Annotated in this window: 14 protein-coding genes; 5 read left to right on the top strand and 9 right to left on the bottom strand. The window is 71.5% G+C overall.

Going from position 1 to position 12520, the window contains the following annotated elements:
- Window positions 1–18: 18 nt before the first annotated feature.
- Window positions 19–645, bottom strand: a complete 627-nt coding sequence (locus tag NLX83_RS26610; protein WP_254237911.1) for a DNA-binding response regulator — start codon at window positions 643–645, stop codon at window positions 19–21.
- 67 nt (window positions 646–712) lie between these two features.
- Between NLX83_RS26610 and NLX83_RS26605 the strand changes: the two genes are divergently transcribed.
- Entirely contained in the window at window positions 713–1567 is an 855-nt protein-coding gene (locus NLX83_RS26605; protein ID WP_254238146.1) for an oxidoreductase, read from the top strand.
- Here NLX83_RS26605 and NLX83_RS26600 read toward each other — a convergent pair.
- Window positions 1527–1880: a nuclear transport factor 2 family protein gene (locus tag NLX83_RS26600; RefSeq protein ID WP_254237910.1), complete on the bottom strand. Its 354-nt coding sequence runs from the start codon at window positions 1878–1880 to the stop codon at window positions 1527–1529. The two genes, NLX83_RS26605 and NLX83_RS26600, sit on opposite strands and share 41 nt — an antisense overlap.
- A gap of 98 nt (window positions 1881–1978) precedes the next feature.
- Between NLX83_RS26600 and NLX83_RS26595 the strand changes: the two genes are divergently transcribed.
- Both NLX83_RS26595 and NLX83_RS26590 read left to right on the top strand, forming a co-directional pair.
- On the top strand, window positions 1979–2755 hold the full coding sequence (locus NLX83_RS26595) for a helix-turn-helix domain-containing protein (RefSeq protein ID WP_254237909.1): 777 nt from the start codon (window positions 1979–1981) through the stop codon (window positions 2753–2755).
- Window positions 2756–2783: 28 nt separating this feature from the next.
- Window positions 2784–3338: an alcohol dehydrogenase catalytic domain-containing protein gene (locus tag NLX83_RS26590; RefSeq protein WP_254237908.1), complete on the top strand. Its 555-nt coding sequence runs from the start codon at window positions 2784–2786 to the stop codon at window positions 3336–3338.
- On the opposite strand, the gene NLX83_RS26585 is transcribed toward NLX83_RS26590, so the two are convergent.
- From NLX83_RS26585 to NLX83_RS26565, 5 genes are all read right to left on the bottom strand, one after another.
- Complete coding sequence (locus tag NLX83_RS26585) at window positions 3328–4380, bottom strand: zinc-binding dehydrogenase (RefSeq protein WP_254237907.1); 1053 nt, start codon at window positions 4378–4380, stop codon at window positions 3328–3330. The two genes, NLX83_RS26590 and NLX83_RS26585, sit on opposite strands and share 11 nt — an antisense overlap.
- Before the next feature lie 453 nt (window positions 4381–4833).
- On the bottom strand, window positions 4834–5613 hold the full coding sequence (gene mppR / locus NLX83_RS26580) for an enduracididine biosynthesis enzyme MppR (protein WP_254237906.1): 780 nt from the start codon (window positions 5611–5613) through the stop codon (window positions 4834–4836).
- Window positions 5614–5620: 7 nt separating this feature from the next.
- Window positions 5621–6796, bottom strand: coding sequence for an aminotransferase class I/II-fold pyridoxal phosphate-dependent enzyme (locus NLX83_RS26575; RefSeq protein ID WP_254237905.1), 1176 nt, complete (start codon window positions 6794–6796; stop codon window positions 5621–5623).
- Window positions 6796–7956 (bottom strand): enduracididine biosynthesis enzyme MppP, encoded by a 1161-nt coding sequence (gene mppP, locus NLX83_RS26570; RefSeq protein ID WP_254237904.1) that lies wholly within the window; start codon window positions 7954–7956, stop codon window positions 6796–6798. Before mppP ends, NLX83_RS26575 begins: the two co-directional genes overlap by 1 nt.
- A gap of 338 nt (window positions 7957–8294) precedes the next feature.
- Window positions 8295–9056, bottom strand: coding sequence for a sugar phosphate isomerase/epimerase family protein (locus NLX83_RS26565; RefSeq protein WP_254237903.1), 762 nt, complete (start codon window positions 9054–9056; stop codon window positions 8295–8297).
- A 204-nt stretch (window positions 9057–9260) separates the two neighbouring features.
- On the opposite strand from NLX83_RS26565, the gene NLX83_RS26560 reads away from it, so the two are divergent.
- Window positions 9261–9719 (top strand): MarR family winged helix-turn-helix transcriptional regulator, encoded by a 459-nt coding sequence (locus NLX83_RS26560; protein ID WP_254237902.1) that lies wholly within the window; start codon window positions 9261–9263, stop codon window positions 9717–9719.
- A gap of 19 nt (window positions 9720–9738) precedes the next feature.
- On the opposite strand, the gene NLX83_RS26555 is transcribed toward NLX83_RS26560, so the two are convergent.
- Complete coding sequence (locus NLX83_RS26555; RefSeq protein WP_254237901.1) at window positions 9739–10443, bottom strand: hypothetical protein; 705 nt, start codon at window positions 10441–10443, stop codon at window positions 9739–9741.
- Window positions 10444–10655: 212 nt separating this feature from the next.
- A complete protein-coding gene (locus NLX83_RS26550) occupies window positions 10656–11486 on the bottom strand; it encodes an oxidoreductase (protein WP_254237900.1) in 831 nt (276 codons plus the stop codon).
- A gap of 83 nt (window positions 11487–11569) precedes the next feature.
- Between NLX83_RS26550 and NLX83_RS26545 the strand changes: the two genes are divergently transcribed.
- Window positions 11570–12463 carry a LysR family transcriptional regulator gene (locus tag NLX83_RS26545; RefSeq protein WP_254237899.1) on the top strand — a complete coding sequence of 298 codons (894 nt, stop codon included), beginning with the start codon at window positions 11570–11572 and terminating at the stop codon, window positions 12461–12463.
- The last annotated feature ends 57 nt before the right edge of the window (window positions 12464–12520 follow it).

Genomic DNA, 12520 nt, shown 5'->3' with positions numbered 1-12520 from the left:
GCAACCGTACCCGGATGATCACACCAGCCCGAGCTCGCGGGCCCGCACCCCGGCCTGGAACCGGGACGTCGCGCCGAGCGCCGCCATCAGCTCGGCCACCCGCCGCCGGTAGGTGCGCACGCCGAGGTCGAGCCGCCGCGCCGCCGTCTCGTCCTTGCAGCCGGAGGCGAGCACGTCCAGCAGCTTCGGCGCGAGCGCCCGCAGCTCGGCGAAGCGCACCTCGTAGGCCGCCAGCGGGCTCGCCACCCGCCACGCGGCCTCGAACAGCGTGGACACGCTGCGCACCACGTCGGGGCTGTCGAACACGCTGAACTCCCGCGACCCGCCGACGAGCTCGCCCGCCAGGATCACGAGGCGGCGGTCGAGGATGATCGTCTCGTTGATCTCGTCGGGGCTGATCCGGACGTCGACGCCGACCCGGTCCAGCTCGCGCAGGTGGGCGGCCGACGTCGGGTCGAGCAGCACCCCGGGGCGGTACATCTTGCGGACGCGCTTGTCCCCGTGCAGCTGGGGGCGGGGCCGCGGTCGCGAGCTCGCCCAGGTGTTGAGGTCGTCGGCGGCGCACGCGACCTCGGTCGCCGAGGCGAACAGGTGCGCCGTGCGCGCGAAGAGCGCTTCCTCGCTCCGGACGATCGTGCTGGTCATGAACCCAGTGTGGCAGGAAGTTGCCGATCGGCGGCGTGACCGCCGGACCGGGCGCAGGCTGGGCACCATGACGACGTCCACATGGGAGTTGGGCGACCACACGGTCAACCGGCTCGGCTACGGCGCGATGCGCCTGACCACCCGCCCGCTCGACCGCGACCAGGCCATCTCGGTGCTGCGGCGCGCGGTGGAGCTCGGCGTGAACCACATCGACACCGCTTCCTTCTACTTCTCGCCGCTGCTGTCGGCGAACGAGCTGATCAACTCCGCGCTCCGCCCGTACCCGTCGGACCTGGTGATCACGACCAAGGTCGGACCCGGCCGCGACCCCTCGGGCGAGTGGCACCGGGCGCGGCCGGAGCAGCTGCGCGGGCAGGTGGAGGAGAACCTGCGCCAGCTCGGCGTCGACCACCTCGACGTGGTGAACCTGCGCATCGGGGCCAGTCTGGAGCGCGGCACCGGCTCGATCGCCGAGGAGTTCGGCGTGCTGGCCGAGCTGCGCCAGGAGGGGCTGATCCGGCACCTCGGGATCTCCAACGTCGGCGCCGAGCACCTGGCCGAGGCGCGCGCGATCGCGCCGGTGGTGTGCGTGCAGAACCTGTACGGGCTGGGGGCGCGTGAGGACGACGCCCTGCTCGACCTGTGCGGTGAGCAGGGCGTCGCGTTCGTGCCGTTCTTCTCCGTCGACCGCGCCGCGCCGGAGGACACCCTCGCCGAGATCTCCGCGGCGCACGGGGTGACCCCGGCGCAGGTCATGATCGCGTGGACGCTGCACCGGGGTTCGCACGTGCTGGCGATCCCGGGCACGGGCGATCCGGAGCACCTGGAGCAGAACGTGGAGGCGGCGCGGATCAAGCTCTCCGCCGAGGAGATGGCGCGGCTCAGCCGGGGACCCGGTCCAGGAACCCCAGCACCGAGCTGATCCGGTCGCCGCTCACGCGCACCACGTCGAAGCCGATCGCCACCGGCTCCACCTCGCCGGGGGCGTTGAGGTGCCAGTGGAAGCGGGCGATGTCGTGGTGCGCGTCGGCCTCGGCGGGCGCGGTGAAGGCCAGTCCGGCGAACTGCTGCTGCGCCCCGGCGATCAGCGCGTCGATGCCGTCCCGCCCGGTGACGTCGGCCAGCGGGTCGGTGTAGGTGGCGTCCTCGGTGAACAGCTCGTCGACGAGCTGCCTGCGCCGCACCGCGTCGGTCTCGTTCCAGACGGCGATGTAGCGTGCGGCGATGTCGGTCACTGCGGTCTCCTTCGGTTGGTGTGGAACAACAATCGACCGGAGGAGGTCGTGGTGTCGATTACCCCGCGGGTAATGGCTCCCCCGCTTAAGCTCGGGGCATGAGCACTCCGGTTGGCGAACTGTTGCGGGACTGGCGCGGGCGGCGCCGGTTGTCGCAGTTGGACCTGTCGCTGCGCGCCGACATCTCCGCGCGGCACCTGAGCTTCGTCGAGACGGGGCGGTCCGCGCCGAGCCGCGACATGGTGCTGCGGCTGGCCGAACAGCTGGAGGTGCCGCTGCGCGAGCGCAACCGGCTGCTGCTCGCCGCGGGGTTCGCGCCCGCTTATCGGGAGAGCGCACTGGATTCACCGCGGCTGAGCGCGGTCCAGGCGGCGGTGCGCCAGGTCCTCGCCGCGCACGAGCCGTATCCCTCGGTGGCCGTCGATCGCCGGTGGAACCTGGTCGAGGCGAACGCGGCCAGCTCGTTGTTCACCGATGACATCGCACCGCATCTGCTTGCGGGACAACCGAATGCGCTGCGGATCAGTCTGCATCCGGACGGCATGGCCTCGCGCATCGTGAACCTCGGCCAGTGGCGGGCGCACCTGCTGGGCCGCCTCGCCAGGGAGGTCGCGGTCAGCGGGGACGCCGAGGTCGCCTCGCTGCTCGCGGAGCTGCGCGACTACCCGTGCGACGAGCCGGAGGTGGAGGTGCCCGACACCGGCGAGGTGTTCGTGCCGTTGCGGGTCCGGCACGCGGGTGCGGAGCTGAGCCTGCTGAGCACGGTGTCCACCTTCGGCACGGCCCTGGACATCACCGTCGCGGAGCTGTCCGTCGAGTCCTTCTTCCCCGCCGACGCCGCGACGGCGTCGTTTCTCCGCGCGAGGTTGACCTGAACCCGAGTTGAGGTTGAAGACTCGGGTCATGCGAGTTGTGGAACTGACGCGGTTCGGCGGTCCCGAGGTGCTGGTTCCCGGTGAGGCCCAGGCCCCTTCCGCGGGCGTGGGTGAGGTGGTCGTGAAGGTCGCCGTCGCCGGGATCACCTTCGTGGAAACCCAAATCCGGCGTGGCGTGGACAAATGGCACGAGGTGCCCGAGCCGCCCTACGTGCCCGGCGGCATCGTGGCGGGCGTGGTGATCACGACCGGCAAGCGCGTCGACACGGGGTGGCTCGGCCGACGCGTGCTCGCCGATCCGGGAATGACCGGGTCGTTCGCCGAGCAGGCCGCGGCGCCGGTGAAGTCGCTCATCGCGGACGCGGTGGTCGATTACTCCACAGTGGACTGGACTGCGGGGATCGGGCCCGTGGACGTCGTCTTCGACGGTGTCGGCGGCGAGATCGGGCGTGCGGCGTTCGCTTTGCTCCGGCGCGGCGGGCGGTTCTCCGTGCACGGCGCGTCCAGCGGTTCGGTTTCGGACGCGCATGCCGCGATCGAGTCCCGCGACGCGCTCGGGAAGACCTTGTTGCTTACGGGGTGAGGACGAGGCGGATCGGGTCGCCGACCTTGTCGTGCAACTGCTTCACCGCACGGTCGGCCTCGGCGAGGGGAATGCGGTCGGTGATCGACCGGGAGAAGTCCAGCCGCCCGTGCCCCGCGAGCCCGATCAGGTCCTCCACGTGCTGCGGGAGCGAGCCGTAGTGGCCGAGCACCTGCTGCTGTTCGTAGCAGAAGACGATGCTGTGCGGCACTTCCAGCTGCTCCGGCGTGAGCCCGGCGAGTACGAGTTTCCCATTGCGTGCCAAGGACTTCACGCCCTGCGTGCGCGCGGCTCCGGCTCCGGCGAAGTCGAAGGCGTGGTCCAGGCCCTTGCCGCCGGTGGCCGCGCGGAGCTGCCCGGCGAAGTCCTCGTCGAGCGGATTCAGGGCGGTGTCGGCGCCGAAGGTGAGGGCGCGCTCGCGGGCCGCCGGGTTCGGGTCGATCGCGATGATCGGGGCCGCGCCGACCAGGCGGAGGATCTGCACGGCGTGCGTGCCGAGCCCGCCGATACCCCACACGCCCGCCGACTCGCCGACCTTGACCTGCGCGGTCGTCACGATCGCGGCGAACGGGGTGGAGACCGCGTCGGGGATGATCGCGGCCTGCTCGAACGGGAGGCTGTCGGGGATCGGGACGACTGTGTCGTGGCGGGCGACTGTGTACTCCGCCCAGCCCCCGTCGTAGTCCACGCCGCGGGTGAGCACGTTCAGGCACGGGCTCAGCGCGCGCACGCAGTTGTCGCAGCCGCCGCAGGACTGCCCGGCCTGGAGCGCGACGCGCTGGCCGACCCGCAGCCGGTCCGGCACGTCCGCGCCGACCGCCTCGATCACCCCGGCGATCTCGTGGCCGAGGGTCACCGTCGTCGCGTCGGTGCGCGAGGGGTTGAACACGCCCGCGATGAGGTGCAGGTCGGACAGGCAGACCCCGGAGGCGCGCACGGCGACCAGGGCCTCGTTCGGCGCCGGTCGCGGTACGGGGACCTCCTCCACCGCGAAGCGCTTGGTGATCAGGTCGAGCCGTCCGGCGAGCATCGTGGCAGTCACGCGGACCAATCTCGCACACCCGCCCCGGAAGATCACCCATTCCACGTTGGGCAGTCTTCAAGTACGACGGACCCCCGCCCCAGCAGTCTCAAACCGCCCCCAACCCCGTCGGCGGCGCGGGGTTGGGGGCGGTTACGGACACCTGGGGGCGGGGTAGGGGGTACTTGAAGACCGGGGAACTCTGAGCCGGAGTGCGGACCTGGGCTGACTACGCCTGGTGACTACGCCTGTGGAGTGGCGGTCGACTCCCCCGCGGCGTAGCGGAGTACATCCCACCGGGGGGTGTCGTCCACGTGGAGGTACAGCCAGCTGCGTACCGCTCCTCCCACCCAGCACTGACGACGCGCGCCGGGTGCCTTGCTTGACTGGAGCAGGGTCCCTGCAGGGCTCCCCGGCGGCCGCGTGGGCCAATCCCCCAGTAGCGTTCACGCGGCCGCCGCGCCCCGCTCGCACTCAGGTGAGCAGGGTGCCGCCGTGGAGGGTTTCGGCGTAGTGGAACGTGTAGCCGGCACCCACGGACACCGGAGCCAAGCCCGCGAAGTCGGCGTCGATCATGTCGTGGAAGCGCAGCGAAGCCGGGCCGGTGCGGATCGGCGAGAATTCCACGCCGTCCACCCGCGAGGTCACCAGCTGCGAAACGGGCTGCTCGCCGTCGATCCACGCGGGCGAGGTCTTGGTGTGCACCAAGGGAATGTTGTGCAGCAGCGGCGGTTCGGCGAGGACGTCCTGAGAGGTCACGGTGGCCTCGACGACGCGACGGCCGTTGACCGACAGGGTGCCGTCGTAACGACCTCCTGAACCCGGCGTTGGCCCGGTGCGGCCGACGAGCTTGGGGCGAGTCTGGTGGATCGAGCCGAGTTGCTTGGGCATGCCCTGCACCCACCCGCGCATCATCGGCACGGACTTGTCCACCCACGCGTAGGGGCAGCGCGCCAGCGGGCGGCCCTGGTACTCGCAGGCGATGAAGATCAGGAACTCGGCGAACTGGCAGCGCTGAGGCTCCGCCAGCTCCGCGGAATCGTCCGAGCACCAGTTCCACTCCGCGAACACGGCGGCCGCGGCGCCGGGATCAGCCCCCAAGGTGAGCCCGGGCGGCAGGAACGACGCGGCGCGCTCGGGGTCGACGCGGTAGTCGACCATGATCACCTCACCGGCGAAGTGCCACGGCGGCGGAGTGATCATCGAGGACAAACCGTTGGGGGACAACGGAAGGCTGTAACCGTGCGGGCTCATGGAACTCCTAGGCGAGAATCGTCCGCCACGCGGCGCCGAGCCGGGAGGCGGCCTCGGTCAGCCGCTGTGGCGAGGTGAAGCTGTAGGCCAGGCGCACGCGCACGCCCGAGGAGGACCCGAACCGCGAGCCGGGCGCGACGGCGACGCCCGCCCGGCTCGCGGCCCCCACCAGGTCGGCCTCGGCGACCTCACCGCGGGCGCGCAGCCACAGGAAGAAACCGCCGCCCGGCAGGGCGAAGTCGATCTCCTCGGGCAGCCGGGCGCGCAGCGTCTCGGCGAGGGCGTCCCGGCGCGCGGCCAACTGGGCCCGCAGCCACCGCAGGTGGCGGTCGTACCCGCCGTCCAGCAGCAGCGCGGTGACCGCGAGCGAGGTGGTGTGGTTGAGGCAGCCGCCGCTGACGAAGGACCCCCGTGTGACCAGCCGCTCGGCCAGCCCGGTCGAGGCCTGCAACCAGCCGAGCCGCAACCCGGGGGCCAGCGTCTTCGCGAACGAGCCGAGGCGGACCACCCCCTCGTAGCCGGCGAGGGCCGCCAGCGAGGGCGGTGTGCGGGTCCCGTCCAGGCCCAGTTCCGCGTAGGCGTCGTCCTCCACCACGAGCACCCCGCCGCCGGTGGCGACCCGGACCAGCTCCGCGCGCCGGTGCCGGGGCACGACGATGCCGGTGGGGTTGTGGAAGGTCGGGTTCAGGTAGACGAATCCGGTGCGCCCGCCGCGCAGCGCCCGCTCCAGTGCGGCGGGGTCCATCCCGTCGGCGTCGCCGGGGACGGCGACCGGGACCAGCCCGGCGTCGGTGAAGATCTGCTTGCCCAGGTCGTAGCAGTGCGGGTCCAGCAGCACCCGGTCTCCGGGTGCCGCCAGCGCCGTGCACACCAGGTTCAGCGCCTGGGTCGTGCCCGCGGTGACGAGCACCTGCTCCGCGGCGCACGCGATTCCATCCACTGTGGACACTCGGGCGGCCAGTGCGGCCCGCAGGTCCAGCGCGCCGTTGTCGAGGCCGTAGCCCAGCGCCGCCGAGCCGTACTCGGCGAGCGCCGCGGTGTAGGCCTCGCGCATCAGGCCGACCGGCAGCAGTTCCTGGTCCAGGTAGCCGGGGCCGAGGTTGTACGGCTCGGCCGGTTCCCCGCCCTGGACCACCTCCGGCGTCCACCTGCGACTGTGGGACCCGGCCTCGACGGTGGTCATCAGCGGTCCAGCAGGACTTCGCGGATGATCTTGGCGCAGTCGGTGAGCGACTCGGTGGAGCGCGCCAGCGCGATGCGCAGCGTGGTGTCCCCGCCCGCCGGGTCGGCCCAGTGGAACTTGTGGCACGGCAGCGCGTACACGCCCCGGTCGCGCAGCCCCGACCACACGTCCATCGAGGAGCGGGTGCCGGTGTGGACGCGCTCCACGCTGCCCCGGCTGTGCAGGTCCGGGAAGTGGACGCCGGGCACCCCGTCCAGGGCGGTGCGCAGCAGGGTGCGGTTGTTCTGGATGAACTTCTGCAGGTCGGCCAGGCCGCCGTCGGCCGCGTCCTCGGCGAAGCGCCGCACCAGGGTGAGGATCATCGGCGAGACCCCGAGCAGGATGTCGGAGTAGATCTTGCCGGTGGGCAGGCCCAGGTTGGCCGAGGTGACCAGCCAGCCGATCTTGAGGTCCAGGGTCGGCCACAGCTTGCCGGTGTCCTCCACGACCGCCCAGCGGCAGCCGCTGGCCTCCAGCACCGCGTAGTGGTCGTACTGCGCGGAGATGTCGAAGCCGCGGAAGGAGGTGTCCAGGCAGAGCACGACGTCGTGCTCGCGGCACTCCTCGGCGAGGCGGCGCAGGCGGTCCTCGGGCACGACGCGGCCGGTGGGGTTGTTCGGCGTGGTGACGAAGACGGCGCCGACGGAGCCCAGCAGCCCGGGGCCGAGGTCGCCGCCGTGCAGCACGTCCTCCTCCAGCGGGAGGAGCTCGATGCCGACGCCGCGCAGGATGTCCGGGATGTTGTCGAAGGTCGGGTGGACCAGCGCCATCCGGTCGATCCTGGTCACCAGCGAGCGCGACAGGATCTCCATCGCGACCGAGGACGAGTAGCAGGCCAGCACGCGCCCGTCCGACCCGGGATAGGAGTGCTGCCCGAGCACCCCGAAGAACGCCTGGTGGGCGCGGATCTCCAGCTCCTCGACGGGGGTCGTCTCGGACTCCCGGAAGATCGACGGCAGGTCGTCGATGATCGCCGCCTGGGTCGGGGTGAGGAGCTGGCGGGCGTGGCCGTCAGCCAGGTTCATGGAGCTGTTCAGCGCCAGGTACTCCAGCTGCGTGAGGTTGGCCTCGACGTCCTTCGAGGCTACCGGCTTCGTCTGGGCGATGTGTACTGCGCTCACGGATAACCTCGCTAGTTCATACGCAGTGATGGCTTGGACACAGCACCGAGTAAGGCGACCGAGAAGTCGGAACAAGATCGCCCACCCGCAAAGCTCTTTTATTGCGACATGGGGATCGTATACTCAGAAAATGTCCGTGCACACAACTGCAATAGATATGGAGATTATCGGAGCGAGTAACCAGGGATATTTACCCACAAGTCAAACTGTTGTTTTCAGGCTGCGGCGCACCCCGCCACCAGCGCCGTCGGCAGGTCGCCGCCGCTGGGCCGAGCGCGTCCGGCGGCACGCTCATCCCCCGCGCGGGAATGGTGAAGCCTACTTCACGCCGAACCGGATCAAATGCCGGAAGCGGACCAACCCAGCAGCGCCGCGGCGTCGCTTCGGAACTGTTCGACGGAGTCGTCGGGAACGAACTCCAGCAACACGAACCGGTCCTGCCCGTCCGCGTTCAGCTCAGCGAGTACCGGCCGCCACAGGTCGGCGCGGTCGGCGAGCGGCAACCGCTCGGTGAACCCGTCCGGGCCCCACGAGAAAGCGTGCACGGTACGCAGCTTCGGCAGCAGCGACCGCACCTCTTTCACGCACGCGTCCACCTCGGGGGTTTCCTTGGGCTGCCAGTACGGCACGAGCGCGTCGACCTCGTCGAACAACCGCGTGGCGGAGTCGATGTCGTCGGTCAGCGTCTCCACGTGGTACTCCACCGCGACCCGGGTGCCGTGCACGGCGGCGAGGTCGGCGCACCGCCGCAGGTCCTCGGTCACGGCGGCGCGGCGGGCGGGGTCGGTGTCGGCGGCTCCGGTCACACCCGCCCACACCCGGATCACTGGCGCGCCTAGCGCGACGGCGGTGCGCAGGGCGTCGGCGAACGCGGCGGGCTCGGACTCCCCGGCCTTGTAGTAGGAGCCGTAGCCCTCCACGATCAGCCCCGCGTCGCCGGTCAGTGACCGGGCGCGCTCGGCGGCGGCGAGGTCGCCGACCGGCACGTGGACGTCGCCGCCCCAGGTGATCGCGCGGAGCCCGGCGTCGGCGGTCAGCCGCACGATCTCGGGAACGGACAACTGCCGGAAGGTCACCGAGACCACCCCGGGAACGATCACTGCGCACTCCCCTCCACCACGGAACCCGACCACCCTATCCGACACCGATTATCATTACCAGCACTGCTGGTTCCCCCGTCTTCAAGTACCCCCGACCCACCCTGAAGCCGTCTCAAACCACCCCCAACTCCGCGCCGCGCGCACGCGCAACCGGTTGCGCTTTAATTTCGTTCGCCGAACGAATATGTCGATATGATCATGATCGTGGCCAACAGTCGGGACGAGCTCGTAGATCAGGTCCTCGCCGCGGGCAGGCGGCTCACCGCCGCCGCGGTGACCCTCCACTCCGCCGTCGCCGACAAGCAGGGGCTCTCCCCCGTCGAGGAGAAGGCGTTGGAACTGCTGGAGAACAGCGGCGCGCTGACCCCCGGGGAGCTGTCCCGGCGGTGCGGGCTGGCGCCCGCGTCGATCACCGGGCTGATCAACCGGTTGGAGGAGAAGGGCTTCGCGCGCCGGACCCCGCACCCGCAGGACCGCAGGCGGCTGCTGGTCGAGGTGCACCGGGACCGGCGGCACGGCGCGAACGCGCTGCTCAAGGACTACCTCGACACGGTGGCCGAGCTGTGCGCCGACTACGACGACGACACGCTGCGGGCCATCGTGGGGTTCACCGACGAGGTTGCCCGCCGCCAGCGCGAGGCGGCGGACAAGCTCGGGCGCTGATCCGCTCCGGATCAGGTGGTCACGCCGAGACCGGCGACTCGATGCGGTAGCGGCCGACCCAGGCGTTGGCGGCCACGTCCTGCACCGCGTCCTCGACCTTGCCGGGCAGCCTGCCCGCGGGCGGCAACGGGAACCGGTACCGGGTGGCGGGCAGGCCCTCGCGCGGCGGGGGCTCGTCGACCCGCCACCGGTCCAGCTGCGGGTAGCGCGCCGGGAACGCCGGGTCGGCCGGGAACACCTCCAGGCCGATGCGCTGGTCCGGGCGCACCACGCTGGCGCGGTCCAGCAGCGGGCGGGAGCTGATCCCGACCGCGCCGATCTCCCGCCACGGCACGGCGTGCAGCGTTCCCTCGGCCCGCCACCACAGCGCCCGCCGGTCCACGATCAGGCCGCGGCCGCGCAGCGAGGCGCGGGCGCTGCTGACGAACCACAGGAACGCCGCGCCGGAGACGATCTGCCACAACCAGATCCACGGGTGCGTCTCGCCATCGGTGAGGATGGCGGCGCAGACCACGGCGACGAATCCGGAGATCCCGCCGCCGAGCATCAGCCACCGCGCCCCGGACACCCCGAAGTCGAGGTCGACCGCCCCCGGCTGCAGGGCCAGGACCCGGTCCGGCACCGCGATCTTCATCGTCGGCGGGCGCTGCGGGTTCACCACGGAGGTCTCTGCTGCTGAGGACGGAGCGGGCACCCGCTCCCAGCCACCACGTCGCCACTTCACGTGATCAACCCTAGTGACCTCGGCGCTGCCACCGCCGCGTGTCCCCGTTCGAGCCACCGGTGCCCCCGGTGCCCCGTCATCGGTGGCGCACCGCAGCCACCCACCACTCGCGCGCACAACCAGGGCAGGCCCTGATCGATGAGCACGTGATCACCACCTCGTCGGTTGTGCCTGCTTTTCTCCTAGGACGCGCCAGGCACCTCGGCGTTGGCTCAGAACGCGGTGGAGCGGGCCACCTTCTCCCACTCCCGCAGTTCCTCGCCGGTCGAACGCAGGTGTTCCAGCACGGCGTCGACGGCGTCCTCGCCCAGCGGCAGCCGCAGCGGCGTGGTCTCGGCGTCGAGCGCGGTGCGGATCGCCGCCGCGGCCCTGGCCGGGTCACCCGGCTGCGTGCCGTCGATGCTCTTGATCATCGTACGGGTCGGGCCGACGGTGTCGCGGTAGTCGGGTAGTTCGGCGCTCTCCACCAGGCCGGAGCCGGAGAAGGAGGTCCGGAACGCGCCGGGCTCGACGATCAGGACCTTGACGCCCAGTGGCGCGACCTCGGCGGCCAGGGCGACGGAGAAGCCCTCCAGCGCGAATTTCGTTGCGCAGTAAGCGGAGAAGCCGGGGAAGGCGACCTGGCCGCCCATCGACGACATCTGCACGATCGCTCCGCCGCGCCGGGCGCGCATGCCCGGCAGGACCGCGCGCACCAGGGCCGCGGGGCCGAACACGTGCAGGTCGAACAGCGCCCGCAGTTCCGCCTCCGTGGTTTCCTCCGCGGCGCCGACCTGTCCGCGTCCGGCGTTGTTGACCAGCACGTCGATCCGGCCGTAGCGGGCCTGCACGTCGGCGACGACCGCGGCGATCGCGTCGGGGTCGGTGACGTCCAGCGCGAGGGCTTCGACCTGGTCCACGTGCGCGGAGACCAGGTCCTCCAGCGCCTCGGGCCGTCGGGCGGTGGCGACGACGATGTCGCCCGCGGCGATGGCGTCCTCGACGATCGCGCGCCCGAAGCCGCTTCCCGCGCCGGTCACCAGCCACACCCTGTTGTTGCTCACGGTTCCTCCTCGTCGGTGGGTCTGCACAACTGTGCGGTCGAACGACGTTTCCCGTCCAAGACCTGCCGTGATAACCAATGGGCATGGACGTGCACCTGCGGGAGTTGCGTTACTTCGTCGCCGTCGCCGAGCACCTGCACTTCACCGAGGCGGCCGAGGCGCTCTATGTCAGCCAGCCCGCGCTGTCCAAGCAGATCCGGGCGTTGGAGGCGCAGTTGCGGACGCCGTTGTTCGTGCGCGGCCGCCGCGGTGTCCAGCTCACCCCGGCCGGGTGCGCGTTGCTGCCCGCCGCGTGCGAGGTCCTGGCGGCGTGGAGCAGCGCCGAGGACGTGCTCGCGTCAGTGGCGGCGGATTCGTCGGCAACCCTCGTGATCGGGATGAGCACCGGACTGGGCCGGGGTCTGCTGCCCGCGATCCGCGCGCGTTTCGCCGAGGCCGCGCCGGGTGTGCGCCTGGTGCTGAAGCAGGTCGGCTGGGAGGACATCACGGCCGGGCTGGACGCGGAGGACCGGCAGCGCACCGACGCGGCGTTCGTGTGGCTGCCGTTGACCGAGCCCGAGCGCTTCGAGTGGGTGCCGGTCGCGGTGGAGCCCCGGCTCGTCGCGCTGCCGCAGACGCATCCGCTGGCGGCGCGGGAGGAGATCGACTTCGCCGACCTGTTGGACGAGCCGTTCCTCGCGCTGCCCAAGGCCAGCGGCCCGGCGCGCGATCACTGGCTGGCCGTGGACGCGCGCGGCGGGCTGCCCGCGGTGATCGGCGGGGAGATCGCGTCGACCGAGGAGACGGTGGAGGCGTTGACCTCGGGGCTGGGCGTGTGCTTGGTGGCGGAGGGGAACGCGGTGCTAGTGACGCGCGACGGGATCGTCACACGCCCTGTGCGCGGGCTGAGCCCGTCCACGCTCGCCCTGGCGTGGCGCCGCGACGACGACCGCCCCCTGCTCCGCGCATTCCGCGCCGTTCTCCCCGTCGTGGGCTAGGCCCTCCCGTCAGCGGCGAGCCCTCCCCACCACCCCACCCTCCTCATGAGCGCAGCC

Source organism: Allokutzneria sp. A3M-2-11 16 (assembly GCF_024213555.1).
GTDB lineage: Bacteria > Actinomycetota > Actinomycetes > Mycobacteriales > Pseudonocardiaceae > Allokutzneria.
The sequence above is the reverse complement of the archived record's forward strand: the minus strand, read 5'-3'. Positions and strand labels throughout refer to the sequence as shown.